Below are 16,596 nucleotides of genomic sequence, written 5' to 3' on the forward strand. Positions count from 1 at the left end.
GTATGCGTTTAAATAATCTAAAATAAAACTTAATTATACTATATCTAGAAGTGAATTTTTTACACTTCTGATTATCAATTGATTAGAACGAAATATTACAATTTAGCTTTTCGCTGTAAACGAGAGTTTACTTTCAATAATATAGAATGTTGCAATCTGGATTGTTCAACCGAAATTCTTCAATATCATTACTTCTAACTCGAGTACTGAAGCACTTTAAAAGTTTCAGGTCGCAATAATAAACTGGATCAAGGTGTTTAACTCTGGTGTTTGAACAATTAAGCGTTTCCAGGTATTGTAAACCTTCCAATCCATCAAGTCTTTTTATTTGTGTGCCAGAGCAGTCAAAATAGACAAGGTTTTTGTGATTTTCAATGCCGTCTAACTTATCAACCAGCGTGTTTGAAATATCAAGCATTCTTAATTCTTTCAAATCTGAAATAGGAGAAATGTCTTCGATTGGATTTTGACTCATATTGAGCTGCTCCAGGTAAAAGTGTCTTGCCAGTGGGCTAATGTCCGAAATAGCAGTTTCGCTAAAATTTAAATTTCTAAGCCTGATCAACCCAGATAAATGACTTAACGAAGTAACATTCTCTCTTTCAAACTGTATTTCTTCAAGCTGACTCAACTTATGCAATGCTACTTTATCCGGAGTATCAGACAATGGCATATTTTGTTGATATATGCCTTTCCAAAGATCCGGTAGTGACTTCCACCATTTTTCTAAATCCTGACTTTTATACACAACTGTAGCCTTCGGATGCGATCTTAAAAAATCTATGACTTCTGTGTCCCAAACCTTGCTCGAGTCAGCATATACCATTTCAATACTTTGTGAGTTGGCCAACGGATTTAAGCTTTCGATGCCAGTATAATTGGCCTCAACAATTTTCAATTGCTTGAGATCAGATAAAGGCTCTAAATCCGCTACCTCGGTATTGCTAAATACCAGATGCCTTAAAGCTTTTAGCTCGCTCACTTCCTCTAATTCCTTAATGGAAGTACCCTTGACGTTTAAATAAGTCAGCTGTGGCATCCGCGTTAAATTGGCCAATGAGTATATAGATTTGATGTCGCTAATGTTCAATGAATCTATAAGTGCAATCCGCGCCAACTTTTCATCAGTAGGATTATCACCCACTTTCACCACTTTCTTAATTACATTTCTCCAATCATCTTCCAGTTCTATCCACCATGTTTTTAGGTTTTTAGACTCATATATTACCAATGTTTGTGGATTGGCTTTCATGTAAGCTTCAGCCTGCTCCTTGCTCACCAATGTGTTGTCACAGTACACCTTTACTAGTTTTTTCAGACTGTTTAAATCCTTCAGTGCATTCACACTGGTATTGCTAATGTTCAATATTTCCAGATTTTTAAGCTCACTCAAAGGCTGGATGGAAATAATGCTGGTACCATCCAAGTACAACTCCCTCATATTGGTGCATTGAGATAAATTACCAATAGCAGTCACTTTGGAAGAAGATGCATACAACAACTCCAGTTTTCCCATACCCGATAATGGAGAAAGGTCATTAATTGAAGTGTTTGAAAAGTCAAGGGATTGAATATTCGCTAGCGAAGAAAGTGGGGCCAGTGTCTTAATAAATGAGCCGCTTATATTAAGGCTCTTGAGGTTCTTATAGCCACTTAAAACACTTATATCATCAATAGCTGTAGCATTTAAAGTAAGTGTCTCAATGCCGGTAGCGTATTTGAGTCCCTCTATATTGGTAACTAATGTATTATTTAACTTTAGGGTTTTTAAGTTATTCAGATTCCTCAACGGAGTAATATCACTGATCATAGTATATGATAAATCCAGAGATTGCAACTGTCTAAATTCATCTAAAGGATCGATATCCTGAAGCAATTGGTTTTCGGATAGATCTAAGCTGCTAGCCTCCAACATTTTCTTCAATACTGTAGAGCCTGGCTCATCAGAAACTATATTGAACTTCTCTTTAAATATAGATTTCCACCCATAGGACAGATTGGCCCACCATTCTTTAAGGTATTTAGAGCGGTCAAATTCATTAGTATAGATACTTACAATCTTTAGATCTTTGATCTCCGGATTGTAGTTCAGCTCAACGAATCTGGGTTTTGAATTTTTTACAGAATCGCCTTCATGGTTCAACCCTTTAAGTGTACGGACCAGCTCTACTTTGAAAAACAGATTGCCTCCTGCATTGAGCTTATTCGAAATGTTATTGATATCCAGATCAAATTGAACTCCCTCAAAAAAGAAATCTACATCCTTGAAATAGGCGCTTACATTTTTGTTAGTAATCACATCCCGGTTTTCGTCCAGGTCATCTTCAATCTGCACCTCATCATCTCTGAATATCTTCCTAAAACTTTGGGTGATGATTACTTCCTTATCTCTTGCTGAAGTAGCTGAGCTGCCCACTGTATTTAGCATATATTCCAAAAAGGAAATCATGTCTGTTACATCCTTTTCGTAAGACGCAATTTCCTCTTCACTAAATTCTGTCTGCGAATGAGCGGGTATGGCCAGCAACAAAAGTGACCACACTGCCAATACTTTAAGCTTATTTCTCATGCATAATGTGGCTCTTAAGCAAGCCCTTTTCTTCATTATTTACTTTTACCAAATCTGATATTAGCCATCCTCTGTTATAACCCGGCCTGTTAAACTCAGACAACTGAAGATACCAGCCGTCCAATTGAAAGAGGTGAAAGTTAAGTGAGGTAACGGTCTGAAATTTAAGGTTCCCATTTTTAATCTCATAAATAAAGATAGAAACCTGATCTGACTGGTAATCTTTATTAGTATATGCAGCCACCTCTTCTGAATGGTCAAATGCTTTGCGGAAGTTCATAAAATCAAGCTCATGACTCATAGGATGCAGAAAATTCTTAGTCTGAGAGGTATCCCGATCAAAGTATTTTGCCAGATAAGGTGAATACACATTATATATAACCCACTTTGAGCCATCGTTCTGTTTCTCCAGCTGGAGATAAAGGGTAAATGGCTGAGCCTTACCCTTTAACATGAAAATGGTATTGACTTCAGCAAACCAATTGTTATCATGGAAATTAAGAAAAGCCGGATTCTTTTTATCCAGTACCTGATCAGCAAATTCAACTTTTAAATCCCGTGACAGACTGGCGTTTTCCTTATCAAATAAAATGGGGAGATATTTCTTTCTCAGGTTTACACTTCTGTATTCTTTGTCCTTCGCGTAATAACGGTTCCCTTTTTCATCTTCCTCGCCATTGAACCTTCTGAAAAACTGATTTAGCTGCTTAGTTTCGGCATAGAGCTTACTTTCATCATCACTTTCACTCACAAGCTGAGCTTGTGAGTGAAATGATGTTAGCAACAAACCTGTAGTAATTGCTAATAAACCTAATGATCTCATGCAGTGGTTTCTGTCACTTTAATATCACCAAGCATTACATCCCAAAACTCAATGACTTTGCCCGCTATTTGGGTTTGTTTTTTCTCTACATAAATGGTGATGTCCTTTTTGGTAGTATCCTTATAGACCATTTCGTCTCCGTTGGAGCCTTCAAATTTTTGATATACTGTAACAACACCAACATACTTGCCGTCAGGTTGTTTTTCCAAATCGCTGATGTAATGGATATTGTACCACTCGATTTTTACCTTTTCGTAGTTAAGTGCCATCAGGCGCTCAAAGTACTTTCTCACCACATAGTACTCCACCTGGTTTGAGGTAAGTGAAGAAACTCCCATTTCACTACCTGGAGCAAAGAGCTCCTCAGCTCTGTCCATTACCCGGTTAGCTTCTGTGTATTGGGTTTTCTTGTCACCAATAATGGCGATGTATTTACTTAGGTCTCTTACCTTTTCTAATGCCAATGAGTCAATGGCTTGCTTTCGCGATGGACTAATATCCTTGCTTTGTCCATTTACTGAACCCATCGAAATGACAGAAAAGAGAATCGCTATAAAGAATGTCGATTTTATGATTGTATTTTTCATATGTTATTTACTTCTAATTAATTCAAGTGATTTAATTTTTCCATTACTATCCAGCTCCATGGTCTCAATCCTATTGATGTTCTTTTTCTGATCCTTTAGATAGTTGAGGTAGTCTTTAATTACCGTTGGCTTGTCATAGTCTACAACATCACCGTCTCTGTGAATCACAATAAGAACTGGTGCTGAAGATGTGCTAAATAGTGCCAAAGCTTCATTAATACTATTGTTAGCAGAAGTGGTGCTGCTGGCATTAGCTATAGCATTGAAATAATTAGTAAGTGTAAGCTGCCTTTCTGCCATAGATACCTCTTTTTTTGCAGGTGTAGCAGGCTCTTTGATCTCCCCTTTTATAGGTTTTTCAGTTACCGTTGCTGTCTCCTGCTGGGCATCTTTGTTTGAAAGGTCTGTAACTTTTTTATTGCTTTTACACGATGCTATAAGCAACACGGCTAGCAATATTGTGATTGGTTTTTTCATAATTTGTTTCTGTAGATTTTTGGGTTTCATTGACTTGAATAAAAAAGAAAAGCTGTATCAAATCAATATTGCATTAAACGTCTATTGGTCTTAATTGATACAGCCTTTCTGTAAATAAATTTTGCCTTAGTTCACCATCAGCACCAGGTATTTGGAAGATGCCCAAAATTCATCTGGATTCAGGATATGGAGCTGTGCAGTTTTTGCAACATCGTCCATTGCTAGTTGATATGAACCTTTAGGATGCGTTGTCACCAACTCAGCTTTTTCAGAAGCTAATGGTATAATTGTCACATCCTTGATATCAATTTTATTAAATGCTTTTTGATCAAAATCATCGCTCAGCTTTTCAGTACTACCGATACCCAATATGCCTCCTTCTTTATTGATCACTTTATTTTCCTTCAAATCTTTGTAGGTACCTACGGCTACATAAGCAGTATTCAAAGCATTTTCTTTGTCAGCAATAATGTTGGTTTGCGCATCTATAACCTTGCGCTGAATAGCTGTTTTATTTTCCAGCGTATCCACAGAAGTCTCAAGTTGTACAACCGCCTGTGCAAGCTGTTTCTTCTCAATATTCAATTGCTCAAGGTCAGTTTTTAAGGTCACAATCTCATTGTCCTTCTCTTTAACTCTTCTATTAAGACTTGCCACCATTTTTCTGAACTCACTATGTGTACTTTCTAGCTCATTCTGAAGTTGACTTATCTTCTCCTTATTCTCCATCATTAAGCTATTAATGGCCTGAATATCCTCAACAATAGCGGTTTTCGCATCCTTACGATCTTCCACATTGTCTGAAGTCTTCAGATTAATTTTCTCCTCTCTGGCTTTAATTTCAGCAAGGTTAGATTCTATATCATTAAAAGTTTTCATGTAATTCTCAAGCTGAGTATTTAAGTCAGCTTTCTCTGTAGACAACTGCTGATTTTCTTCAGAAAGCTGATCTACTTTCTCTTGATTACATGATACTAAAGCCACCATTACAATAATCATTACCGAAAAATTGGTTTTTAACGTTTTCATGGTTTTTTAAAATTTAGTTGAATAATAAGATGCAGTATGTTATCCCAAAAGGGCACCTGTCTGTACGAATCAGTAGCCTTGGCTCAACATAAAAGTCTATATTGGCTACGGGAATTTTTGACTAGTTGTCGATTACAGCTACCATTTACAACAACGAACGGAAATGAACATAGTTATTCATGATTCAATGGTATGCAGATATACCAGTTAAAAGGTCTTAGTTTTGGTTAAACCAACTTTAGTAAAGTTTTGATTAACAGGAAATAACCCTCTGGCCATAAAGTAACAACTATTCCAATGCACCAGATTCGCTGTATCGTTTACCTGTAGCATTTCTATTCACTATTTTACCTTTCATAAATCGGTATGAAAAAGACAATGTTGCTGTCTGTGTTTGCCCCTTCCAGCGCATATTTTCAATTATTGCATTACTAATTCTCTTATTTCTGTAAACGTTAGTATCAAAAAGGTCACTCACTCTTAGAGTAACAGTTCCCTTCTTGTTTAACACTTTACATTGTAATGCCAAATTCACAAAATTATAAGCCTCAGATTTGTTATTTAACCTCTTAGAAACTCCATAATAGTTCCACTGCAAGTCAGCAGTTATTGACTTAGTTAGTTCTGCTTTAAGCTTTGACCTAAAGCTATACCCATATTGATGCTTGTGATAAAAGTCATCAATCATGGGGTCAGCTTCCCGGTAATGTGCCGCAGATGTTAATGAAAAGGACACTGCCTCCGAAAGGTCCTTTGAAACTGTATTCTCAATACCTAAAGTGTAACTCTCACCTCCATTTTCAAACTTCATTATGGTAACTCCGGCATCATTAATATCAAAAGTGCGATTAATAAGATCACTGGTATATCTACCAAATACAGCATTATTAATTGAAATAGAGCCTTTACTATATTGCATATTAAGTTCCATGTTATCTGTAAACACGGGCCTTAACTCTGGGTTGCCCTCCCTGATAAACAAAGGATCGTTAATGGTGGTATAAGGATTAAGGTCATAGAAGCTGGGTCTATTAATTCTCCTATTATAACCAAAAGAGAAGTTCAATTGGTCGGATTGTTTGTAACTAATGTGTAGTGATGGAAATAAATTAGTGAATTCTCGTTGGATAGCCTCCTCCTCATTATTGATATCACCATCAGATTGAAAATATTCACCTCTAACACCTGCTTTTATGCCAATTTTATCCATCTGCTTATTCCATAAAAAGTATCCTGCGATTGTGTTTTCAGCGTACTTATAAAAAAAGAAATCTTCCACCCCATTCTGTGTTGAGCTCAATTGATTATCAATCCTTTTATGAGTAAACAGAGCTCCTGTTTCGAAAAAGGAAGATTCATTAAACTGCCAGTAAAGGTCAATGGCCGTATTAAGAATAGCATTATTAAATTTTAGTTGATTGTTTAAAGTTTCAACCCCATCTTCTGAGGCTACACTCGGCAAGTTGTTCTTATTATCATTTAGGTTGACATCAATATCTAAATGTCTTTTCAGCTCACCTGTAAAACGTTTTTGATAATTGAGGTTATAAACATCGCTACTATGCTCGTGAGTGTTAAACAAATTATTCGTCCTTGATTGGCCAGTTCCAGCCTCCGTTATTCTGGTGATAGGATTGATATCATGAACATTATTAGTATAGTTAAAAGAAACTGACAAATCATTGTTGGTATTGAGAAATACATCTGCTTTGATATTATAATTGGTAACAGATCCTTCAAACTCTCTTCTTAAACTAACATTTTGACCAAGACCACTTTGTTGAAACTCCCTTTGGCTTGTTGATTCATTCAAAAAGTAGTTATCACGGTAAGAAATACCCCCTTGTAAATTAACCTTTCCAAACCCGCTAACAACATTTGCGCTTGCTCCATAACCAGGATTAGTTCGTGCATAAATATTAGTAGTGGCTCTTAAGCCCTCAATAACCTGATCTTTCAAAACAATATTGACCAAACCTGATAGACCATCTGCCTGATATTTTGCCGAGGGTGAAGAAATTATCTCAATCTTTTCTATTTGACTAGCATCTATTTGCTCTAACAAATCTGATGTATTGAGCGGTGATGGTTTGCCATTAACAAGCACCCGAACCCCGCTCGCTCCTCTTATTCTCACATCTGAAGAAATAGGATCTACCTCCACTTCTGGCAACTGCTGAAATACCTCAAGGGCTGTTCCTCCAGACGCTTGTAAGTCGCTGCCAACATTAATAACCTTTCTATCAATTTTAAATTCTCTTGTAGTTTTCGCAGCTTCAACTACAACTTCATCTAGCTCTTGCGCATCTATGGCTAGAGTTATTACTTCAAAATCTTCAGTGTTAAATGGTTTCGTAAAAATCTTAGGTTGATACCCTAAATGGTTCAGCTCAATACGTGCCACCTTGTCATTAATCACAATCTCAAATGCACCAAGCTCGTCAGATAAATTTCCACCAATTATTTTATCAACTTCATCAAACAAAGTAAGGGTGGCATAAGACAAGGGCTCATTTGTTGATTTATCTACGAGTTTTCCTTTGACCTTTTGTGCATGAACATTGACTACCAATAACATGCTGATTATAGTAATGCACACTCTCATAACAGCACCCTTTTGATGGTAGATACTAACTTGTCAGCGTTCAGCTCCTCGCCTACCGCTATAATCTTTCCATACTTGTCTACCAGATAACCATAAGGCAAGCCCACAGGAGCAAACTCCTGAATAAATGGTGAATCCCACTGCTTAGGCTCAATGGCATGCCTCCATGGCATTGGAAATTTGCTTTTTCTAAACTCCTCTACAGTCGCCCATTCCTTGTCTAATGAAATACTTATTATTTCAAGCTCATCTCCCATTTGAGCCTTTAACTCCTCTAATTTAGGACGCTTGGCAACGCATGGCTTGCACCACGTAGCCCAAAAATCAACCATATAATAATCTGAGCTGAAACTGTCTTTGGTTACAGTTTCATTTGAGGTGGTAATGATTGAAAAATCAGGAATAACTTCTCCTTTATATAACTGATTATCGCTTTTCATGAATTGAAAAAGACCGACATTTTTATTCTTACCGTGGATAACCATTCTTCCAGTATATGAATCATCCTGAACCACTCCTCTAAATTCAATTAGAGTCCCCTTTCCATTGATTCTGGTAAGAATAAGTGAATCATTCTTTGTAGTTATTCCATACCTTAAATTGAAGGCATTGCTCTCTGTTGCGTCAACAGAAACTGAATCTGAGTCATGGCTATTCACATAAAGGCTCAGCTTTTCTACATATGCATTGATAATATACGATCCTTGCCATTGGCCTTTTAAATCCTGACTTACAGAAAGAAATGGTATTGCTATAAATATTAATGAGATTATACTTTTCATAATATTGTTGTTAAAAGGAGTTTAAGTACTTAATAAATTGTGTTTAAGAGCGCTTGGCAGTGAATACCTCTCGAGTTTCAGATCCTTCACCTTCTCTAAATATTACCCTGCCCGTCATTATTCCATCTGCATTGGGTCTACCAATAAATTCTACTGACGAGCCCACTGAGGTGCTTTTTAAATGAAGCTCCAGGCCTGTGCAGATATCAACCTCATAAGAAATACCTTTCACCTTTTCAGAAGGAATATCAATTGAAGCTTTCAATCCAACTGAGGTTTCGGTCAGTTTTAAAACAAATGGTATAAACTGCCCTGAAGAACTGTACGCTCCTTTCCATGTGCCTGTGACCGTGCTAACCTTAAGAGGTTCCGTTGGGGGGCACGATTGTGCGCAAATAGCGTTGCTGATTAATAATACTGCTGATAATAATAAGATGCGTTTCATGACTTTAAATATTTAGTGAGATCCAAATCAACACAACTATTTAAGGTCGGTGGGCCAATGACAGGTTAATAATTGCAAACGATATGTTAAAAGTGTTAATGAAAAGTCAATGGCAAGATTTTGCTTCTAAAATTGATTTAAAGGCCTTATTATTGATTTATGAACGCTCGAAACATAGGCACTTCACTGGTAATTTCAGTAGCGATAATATCCCTTGTAGGTATATGCTGGGTGCAGTACAACTGGCTGCAAGACAGTATAAAGATTAACCGCGAAATCTTCGAGCAAAAAATTGATTTGGCTGCCGCCAATGTCAAAGAAGCCCTTAACAAAGATGTTTTGTTCCATGGCAAGGTAGTATTAGAATTGGTAGACAACCATGAGCTGCTTCCTGAAACAGATCAAAAATTTCGAAATTTTATTGATTCTGTGATGGTGAATATGGCCGGTTTAGATGCCTCTTTTGATTACGGCATATACACTCATAATGATGCTAATTCTACCAATCTATTTCAAAAAATGGCTGGCGATGGTGTGCCCAGCACACTTGACTTCAGAGAATGTCCGGCCGATGAAGAAAAGGACTTTGGCTGGGTGAGTTTAACTAAAGGGTCAATATCAAGCTGTGATTCTGAACAGTCTCAGTCGTTTCATTATCATTTAGGCTTATTCTTCCCAAGCAGTGATCTTTTCCTAATTTCTGAAATGAAAGGTCCATTGCTAACCGCCTTAATTTTCATTACGCTTTTAATACTTTGTTTCTCTTATACCATTATTACCATTCGCAGGCAGAAGCGACTATCAGTCATGAAGAACGACTTCATCAATAACCTAACGCATGAATTCAAGACCCCAATTTTTTCGATTGACTTGGTGGCTGGAATGCTCAAAAAGTCGGAGGCTATAAACTCCTCAGAGAAATTATCAAGGTATATAGATGTAATTGATGCCGAAGGTAAAAGGTTAAGAAACCAGGTTGATAAGATCCTTCAAATGGCATTGGTAGATTCAGATAACTTTAAGCTGGAAAAAAAGGAAATTGATTTGCACGACCTTATTAGCAAAGTGACCGAGAACTTCAAATTACAGATTTCAGAGCGAAAAGGCATAATTGACTTAGACCTCAATGCTAAAAATAGCATACTACTTGCCGATGAGACCCACTTGAAAAACATTATCTACAACCTGTTAGACAATGCCCAAAAATATTGCTCCAAAGCTCCTCATATAACCATCTCATCTTCAGATGAACAAGGTAGTGTGGTGATCAAAATAAAAGACAACGGCATTGGGATGGATGAGCGAACACAGCGATACATTTTTGATAAGTTTTACCGCGCAGATTCATCAGACATCCATAATGTAAAAGGTTTCGGTTTGGGACTAAGCTATGTTAAGTCAGTAATAGAGGCTCACCAGGCTAAAATCAATTTATCCAGCGCTCAAAATGTTGGAAGCACCTTCACTTTAACTTTTGGCATATGAACGGGCATAAGATACTACTTGCAGAAGATGATGAAAACCTCGGATATGTATTGAAGGAGTATCTTGAAATGCATGAATATAATGTGACTCTCGCACGTGACGGGGAAGAAGGTCTGGAGTTTTTTACCAAATCAGCATTTGATCTATGTATTTTGGATGTTATGATGCCAAAAATGGATGGCTTTACATTGGCTTCTAAAATCAAAGAGATTGATGAAAATACACCCTTTTTATTCCTAACCGCCAAGGCGCTTAAAATAGATAAACTAAAAGGTTTTAAGCTTGGTGCAGATGATTATATCGTAAAACCAGTAGATGAAGAGGAGCTGTTTGCAAGAATTCAGGCCATAGTAAAGCGGGCGAAACCGAAAGCTGCTAAAGAGATTGAAATACTAAATATAGGTGCTTACACCTTTAACTATCCTAATCTGGAACTCAAGATAAAAGGTAATGGCACTCAGCTTACTCAAAAGGAAGCAGATTTGCTCAAGGCTTTGTATGATAGTCAAGGCTCCATTCTGGATAGAAATAGCACACTAAAAAAGTTATGGGGTGAGAATGACTATTTTAATCGCAGAAGTATGGATGTCTTCATCTCTCGATTAAGAAAATATCTTGAACAAGATCCTAATATTAAAATCAAAAATGTGCATGGCAAAGGTTTTGTGCTTGACATCCACTAAACTTCCCTAGCTTGAAATAGTTAAATGACTGGTAATCTAATAGATATGTTGTCCTACACCTCTAAAACATCTGATTTTTGTAGTTATTGTTCAATAATCGCAATCGGTTTCGGATATTTACGCAACAAAATTGCTCATTTTGAAACAAATCCTTGTAAAATAGCAATTTAGAGGTATTTTTGTTGCGCAGCTAATGCAACTTATTGATATTACGTTACTAAATACCTAAAGATAGCTATGGCAGATAAGAAAAAGTTTACGATATATGATCTTGCAAAAAAACTTGGCTATTCTCCATCTACGATATCAAGGGCACTAAACGATCACCCTACCATTAGCAAAAAAACCACCAAGTTTATTAAGGCCGCAGCAAAGGAAGCCGGGTATAGGCCTAATTCAATTGCAGCAAGCTTAAGAAGTAGTCGCAGTAATACTATTGGGATAATGATTTCCAGAATCAACAGACCCTTCATTTCCTCACTTATTAGTGGTGTAGAAGAGTGCGCGCGCCAGGCAGGATATAGTGTAATCATAAGTCAGAGTAATGATAAGTATGACAATGAAGTCAATAACGCCAAGGTACTTCGCGATAGTCAGATAAGCGGACTGATAGTTTCACTGGCTATGGAAACTGAAGATTATGATCACTTTCAGCAGTTTGTAGATATGGGTATTCCTATTGTATTTGTAGACAGGGTTCCGAAAAGCTTTCCTTCTTATCATGTAGTTATAGATAACTATGCTGCTGGATTTAAAGCCACGCAGCATCTTATAGATCAGGGATGCAAACGTATTGCTCACTTTGCAGGAGCGCAGCATCGGAATGTCTATGCCGAGCGTAAAGAAGGATATATCGATGCACTGAAGGCCGCGAAACTACCTGTTGATGAAAGTTTAATCTACCTGTTTGATACACTTAGTTCAGAAGAAGGTGAAAAGGCAACACAAGAACTCTTAAGTCTTGAAAACCCTCCTGATGGTATATTCTCAGCCAATGACACTGCCGCTGTTAGTGCCATAATTTATGCTAAAAAAGTGGGTGTCAACATCCCCAAAGATTTGGCAATCATAGGTTTTAATGATGACCCCATGGCTTCAATAGTTGACCCTGCTCTGTCAACGATAACTCACCCAGCCATTAAGATGGGAGAAATTGCCGCAAGACGAGTCTTAGAACATACTACCGACAACCATGACTCTTCCATTTCAGAAGTGACTATTTTAAATACTGAAGTACTTGTTCGTAAGTCTTCACTAAAAAGTAAAGTCGACAAACCTGTTGAACAGCTTTAGCCTATAACTATCAGTGCTTTTTTAGTTTAAAAAATTTTCTTGCTTTCCTTTGGATTAGAGAATTTGAAAAAGTCTTTGGCATTATAGTAACATATATCCTGAACAACCTTTCCTATCCATTTTGTGTCATTGGGCAATAGTCCTGACTTAATATCATTACCTAGCGTATTACACAATATCCTTCTATAATATTCATGCCTTGGGAAGGATAAGAAACTCCGGCTATCAGTCAACATACCTATAGAAGTACTCAGCATGCCCAAATTAGATAATGAGTCAATTTGTTTTTCTATACCACTTTTTTGGTCTAAGAACCACCATGCCGCACCAAATTGGACCTTCCCCTTAACACCCGTCTCGCTAAAATTGCCCGCCATTGTGGCAAAAACTTCATTATCTGCGGGGTTAGAATTGTATAAGACCGTTTTTGGAAGTAAGTCTTTTTCATTTAGTCTGTTGAGAAATGCAGCAAGTTGATCGGCCTGCCTAAAATCACCAATACTATCTACACCAGCATCAATTCCTAAAGTTTTCAAAAGTGCCTTGTTGGCATTCCTTATCGGACCAAGATGTAGCTGCATGGTCCAGTTTCTTTGCGCATAAGACTCACCCAGAAAACAAAGTACGGCTGATTTATATTTCAATATTTCGTTGGCAGATAAACTACCCTTCGATAGTCTCTGTATGAGAATTTTATTGATCTCAACATCTTCAAAATTCTCACCATAGGCGTGATTCAGACCATGATCTGCTAGCCGACATCCAGCCTCATGAAAGAAGTCCATCCTCTGAGATAATGCTTCTTTAAGCGAATCCCAATCTTTAATATCTACATCACACAAGTTCGAGAGTGATGACAGATAGTCAATAAAACCATCCTGATCTATATGTATTGCCCTATCAGGCCTAAAAGTCGGTAATAGCTGAAATGAATCAGTCATATTACTCATTTGCTTATGGGCACTTAAATCATCCAATGGATCATCTGTAGAACAGATGAGTTCTACATTCATTTTGTCGACCAATCCACGCGCAAAGAATTCAGGCTTGGCTAACTTTTTATTGACTTCCTCATAGATTGCACTCGCGGTATCTCCATTTAATGTTTCGTCAATATAAAAATATCTTTTGAGCTCAAGATGAGTCCAATGATAAAGTGGATTGCGCAGTGCATAAGGTACCGTTTTAGACCAGGCCTCAAACTTTTGGTAATCTGAGGCTGCGCCAGTAATTAAGTTTTCATCAATACCCAATTGTCTCATGGCGCGCCACTTGTAATGATCACCTTCAATCCAAAGCTCGGTGATGGTATTAAATTGCCTGTTGCAAGCAATCTCACTTGGAGGAAGATGGCAGTGATAATCTAATATTGGCAGATCACTGGCAAAATCGTGGTACAGCTCTCTGGCAAAATTAGATTCAAGAAGAAAGTCTTCTCCGATAAATCCGTTCATAATAATTATAATAAAGTAAATGTAACCTCGGCCATCTTAGGGGCACCTAAATCAAAACTCTTGGTCATTGGACTAGATCCTCCTATATACAACTTGAAATCACCGGGTTCATAAATACGCTCCCCTTTCAAAGTAACCATACGTAACATTTTAGGATCTATTTCAAATTCAACTGTTTTTGAAGCACCCGGCTCCAAATTAACCCTTTGAACTCCCAGCAAAGTGTAGTTAGGAGTTTCAACACTAGACTCCACATCTTTAAAATACACCTGAACAACATCTTCTGCTGAAACACTTCCAGTATTAGTCACTTTAACCGAAGCTACCATATCATCTTCTTGAATAATTTCCTGTTTAGACACGACAGGTGTGTCATAAGTAAAAGTGGAGTAGCTCAATCCGTATCCAAATGGGTATAATGGTTCTGCTTGCATGTATCTGTAAGTTCTTCCTTTCATACTATAATCTTCATAGGGAGGTAATTGATCCAGCGATTTAGGAAAAGTAATAGGCAGTCTTCCTGACGGAGAAACCTTACCAAAAATTATATCTGCAACTGCATTACCTCCTTCTTCTCCAGGGTACCAGACCAATAGTACAGCATCAGCCAGCTCATGAACTTCAGCCAAATTCATTGGGCTTCCTCCCGTAACTACAGCAATTACTGGTTTCTCTCCTGCAGATTCTCTCAGCTTCTTCAAAAAGTTGATTTGATTTTGAGGAATGTTATAATCCAAACGATCACCAAATGTTGATGAAGCTATTGATTCTCCTTCTTCTCCCTCCAATAAACCTGACAAGCCTATCACAGCAATAGTAGCATCACTATTTCCTGCATTTCCTGTTGCCCAGTCCTGAGGGTTAACATTTTCTCTATCCAACAAAGCACCCATTCGATATTGCAGCTGACTACCCGGATCAATTGCTCCGGAAACACCTTCCAATACCGTTACCATCTCAGGATTTACTCCGTAGTAATTTCCCAACAGAATTTCTGTGCTGGCAGCGTGAGGACCAGTGATAAAGTATTTTGCCAAATCATTTTTCAATGGAAGGACACCATTGTTTTTTAACATCACTATACTTTTTTGAGCAACTTCTCTGGCCAAGGCACGATGCTCATCACTATTGACGACATCAATAGAAATATCATCATATGGGTTGGTTCCTGCAGGGTCAAACAAGCCCAGTTCAAATCTGGTTTTTAGCAATATTGCCAGCTGCTCGTCAATCTCTTCTTCAGTAATCAGCCCTTGTTCCACAGCTTTTGGAAGTGCAGGGTAAGAGTTACCGCAGTTAAGGCTTACTCCACTCTTAACCGCCAAAGCCGCTGCTGCCTCTACCGATGGAGATACTCCATGCCCATTTTCAGTATTATAAAAATCAACAATTGCCCAGCAATCGCTTAAAACATGCCCCTTAAACTGCCATTGATCTCTTAGCACATCACTGATAAGATAGTTGTTTGCACAGCAAGGCTCACCATTAGTACTATTATAAGCGCACATTACTGCCTCTACCCCAGTGTCAACAAGTACTTCAAATGCTGGTAAGTATGTCTCCCACAAATCTTTAGGCGTAGCAATGGCATCAAATTGATGTCTTAGCTTCTCAGGACCACTATGTACCGCAAAATGTTTTGCACATGCAGCAGTTTTTAGATATTCAGGATTGTCACCCTGCAGTCCACGAACAAATGCTGCCCCGATTATTGATGTCAAATAAGGGTCTTCTCCATAAGTCTCTTGTCCCCTTCCCCATCGTGGGTCTCTAAAAATATTGATATTTGGTGTCCAGAAGGTAAGTCCTCCATATTGCTGATAATGGCCTTTAGCTTTGGCAGCATTGTGCATAGCACGGGCTTCATCTGAAATAGCTCCAGAAACCCTTAAAGCCAAATCCGCATCAAATGTTGCCCCTAACCCAATAGCTTGCGGAAATACAGTTGCAACACCAGATCTACCAACGCCATGCAGCGCTTCATTCCACCAGCTGTAAGGTTTTATTCCTAACCTCTCCACTGCAGGCGTATTATGGGTCATCTGCAGCGCCTTCTCCTCTAATGTCAGTCGGGAAATTAAATCACCGATCCTTTCATCTATTGAAAGTGATGGATCATAAAACGGAAATTGAGCATCAACCTTTGTTTCTGAAGATGTAGATTTTGTGTTATCAGTTTTTTGATCTTCTGAGCAGCTTATCAGAAATAAGCACATTATCCCAAAAATGAATTTATAAGTCAGCTTTCTCATTGTAAAAATTTTAATGCCATTAATATAAATAATTAAAACAATCGATTGCGTATTGTTCAAAAGAAATATGGATATTGAATATAATTTATGGATATTTAAAGCTAATTAATAC

At 37.7% G+C, this 16,596-nt stretch carries 13 protein-coding genes; 3 read left to right on the top strand and 10 right to left on the bottom strand.

Features of this window, described 5'->3' with window-relative positions; genetic code table 11:
- Window positions 1-133: 133 nt before the first annotated feature.
- From E1140_RS07665 to E1140_RS07700, 8 genes are all read right to left on the bottom strand, one after another.
- Window positions 134-2,569, bottom strand: a complete 2,436-nt coding sequence (locus E1140_RS07665) for a leucine-rich repeat domain-containing protein (RefSeq protein ID WP_155181233.1) — start codon at window positions 2,567-2,569, stop codon at window positions 134-136.
- Window positions 2,559-3,392, bottom strand: a complete 834-nt coding sequence (locus tag E1140_RS07670) for a hypothetical protein (RefSeq protein WP_155181236.1) — start codon at window positions 3,390-3,392, stop codon at window positions 2,559-2,561. Before E1140_RS07670 ends, E1140_RS07665 begins: the two co-directional genes overlap by 11 nt.
- Window positions 3,389-3,979 (bottom strand): hypothetical protein, encoded by a 591-nt coding sequence (locus E1140_RS07675; protein WP_155181239.1) that lies wholly within the window; start codon window positions 3,977-3,979, stop codon window positions 3,389-3,391. The genes E1140_RS07670 and E1140_RS07675 overlap by 4 nt, the downstream gene beginning before the upstream one ends.
- Window positions 3,980-3,982: 3 nt before the next feature.
- Window positions 3,983-4,456, bottom strand: a complete 474-nt coding sequence (locus E1140_RS07680; RefSeq protein ID WP_246202734.1) for a nucleoid-structuring protein H-NS — start codon at window positions 4,454-4,456, stop codon at window positions 3,983-3,985.
- A 126-nt stretch (window positions 4,457-4,582) separates the two neighbouring features.
- Window positions 4,583-5,485, bottom strand: coding sequence for a Cbp1 family collagen-binding glycoprotein adhesin (locus E1140_RS07685; RefSeq protein WP_155181247.1), 903 nt, complete (start codon window positions 5,483-5,485; stop codon window positions 4,583-4,585).
- Window positions 5,486-5,774: 289 nt separating this feature from the next.
- Window positions 5,775-8,090: a TonB-dependent receptor gene (locus E1140_RS07690; RefSeq protein ID WP_155181250.1), complete on the bottom strand. Its 2,316-nt coding sequence runs from the start codon at window positions 8,088-8,090 to the stop codon at window positions 5,775-5,777.
- Window positions 8,087-8,872: a TlpA family protein disulfide reductase gene (locus tag E1140_RS07695; RefSeq protein ID WP_155181253.1), complete on the bottom strand. Its 786-nt coding sequence runs from the start codon at window positions 8,870-8,872 to the stop codon at window positions 8,087-8,089. The genes E1140_RS07690 and E1140_RS07695 overlap by 4 nt, the downstream gene beginning before the upstream one ends.
- Before the next feature lie 43 nt (window positions 8,873-8,915).
- Window positions 8,916-9,317 carry a hypothetical protein gene (locus tag E1140_RS07700; RefSeq protein WP_155181256.1) on the bottom strand — a complete coding sequence of 134 codons (402 nt, stop codon included), beginning with the start codon at window positions 9,315-9,317 and terminating at the stop codon, window positions 8,916-8,918.
- Window positions 9,318-9,476: 159 nt separating this feature from the next.
- On the opposite strand from E1140_RS07700, the gene E1140_RS07705 reads away from it, so the two are divergent.
- The 3 genes from E1140_RS07705 (at window position 9,477) to E1140_RS07715 (ending at window position 12,778) form a co-directional block, all read left to right on the top strand.
- The gene (locus E1140_RS07705; protein WP_155181259.1) at window positions 9,477-10,802 is read left to right on the top strand and encodes a sensor histidine kinase; all 1,326 of its coding nucleotides are present in this window, start codon (window positions 9,477-9,479) and stop codon (window positions 10,800-10,802) included.
- Complete coding sequence (locus E1140_RS07710) at window positions 10,799-11,485, top strand: response regulator transcription factor (RefSeq protein WP_155181262.1); 687 nt, start codon at window positions 10,799-10,801, stop codon at window positions 11,483-11,485. Before E1140_RS07705 ends, E1140_RS07710 begins: the two co-directional genes overlap by 4 nt.
- A 237-nt stretch (window positions 11,486-11,722) precedes the next feature.
- The gene (locus E1140_RS07715; protein WP_155181265.1) at window positions 11,723-12,778 is read left to right on the top strand and encodes a LacI family DNA-binding transcriptional regulator; all 1,056 of its coding nucleotides are present in this window, start codon (window positions 11,723-11,725) and stop codon (window positions 12,776-12,778) included.
- Between the two features lie 26 nt (window positions 12,779-12,804).
- Here E1140_RS07715 and uxaC read toward each other — a convergent pair whose 3' ends face one another.
- Window positions 12,805-14,232, bottom strand: a complete 1,428-nt coding sequence (gene uxaC, locus E1140_RS07720) for a glucuronate isomerase (protein WP_155181268.1) — start codon at window positions 14,230-14,232, stop codon at window positions 12,805-12,807.
- Between the two features lie 5 nt (window positions 14,233-14,237).
- On the bottom strand, window positions 14,238-16,484 hold the full coding sequence (locus E1140_RS07725; RefSeq protein ID WP_155181271.1) for a glycoside hydrolase family 3 C-terminal domain-containing protein: 2,247 nt from the start codon (window positions 16,482-16,484) through the stop codon (window positions 14,238-14,240).
- Window positions 16,485-16,596: the final 112 nt, after the last annotated feature.

Origin of the sequence: Fulvivirga lutimaris, assembly GCF_009711525.1 — a bacterium.
Taxonomy (GTDB): domain Bacteria; phylum Bacteroidota; class Bacteroidia; order Cytophagales; family Cyclobacteriaceae; genus Fulvivirga; species Fulvivirga lutimaris.

Coding starts and splice junctions, on each gene's coding strand:
- E1140_RS07705 (WP_155181259.1), top strand. CDS start 9,477: ATGAACGCTCGAAACATAGGCACTTCACTGGTAATTTCAGTAGCGATA.
- E1140_RS07715 (WP_155181265.1), top strand. CDS start 11,723: ATGGCAGATAAGAAAAAGTTTACGATATATGATCTTGCAAAAAAACTT.
- E1140_RS07725 (WP_155181271.1), bottom strand. CDS start 16,484: ATGAGAAAGCTGACTTATAAATTCATTTTTGGGATAATGTGCTTATTT.
- E1140_RS07675 (WP_155181239.1), bottom strand. CDS start 3,979: ATGAAAAATACAATCATAAAATCGACATTCTTTATAGCGATTCTCTTT.
- E1140_RS07700 (WP_155181256.1), bottom strand. CDS start 9,317: ATGAAACGCATCTTATTATTATCAGCAGTATTATTAATCAGCAACGCT.
- E1140_RS07695 (WP_155181253.1), bottom strand. CDS start 8,872: ATGAAAAGTATAATCTCATTAATATTTATAGCAATACCATTTCTTTCT.
- E1140_RS07665 (WP_155181233.1), bottom strand. CDS start 2,569: ATGAGAAATAAGCTTAAAGTATTGGCAGTGTGGTCACTTTTGTTGCTG.
- E1140_RS07710 (WP_155181262.1), top strand. CDS start 10,799: ATGAACGGGCATAAGATACTACTTGCAGAAGATGATGAAAACCTCGGA.
- E1140_RS07670 (WP_155181236.1), bottom strand. CDS start 3,392: ATGAGATCATTAGGTTTATTAGCAATTACTACAGGTTTGTTGCTAACA.
- E1140_RS07680 (WP_246202734.1), bottom strand. CDS start 4,456: ATGAAAAAACCAATCACAATATTGCTAGCCGTGTTGCTTATAGCATCG.
- E1140_RS07685 (WP_155181247.1), bottom strand. CDS start 5,485: ATGAAAACGTTAAAAACCAATTTTTCGGTAATGATTATTGTAATGGTG.
- uxaC (WP_155181268.1), bottom strand. CDS start 14,232: ATGAACGGATTTATCGGAGAAGACTTTCTTCTTGAATCTAATTTTGCC.
- E1140_RS07690 (WP_155181250.1), bottom strand. CDS start 8,090: ATGAGAGTGTGCATTACTATAATCAGCATGTTATTGGTAGTCAATGTT.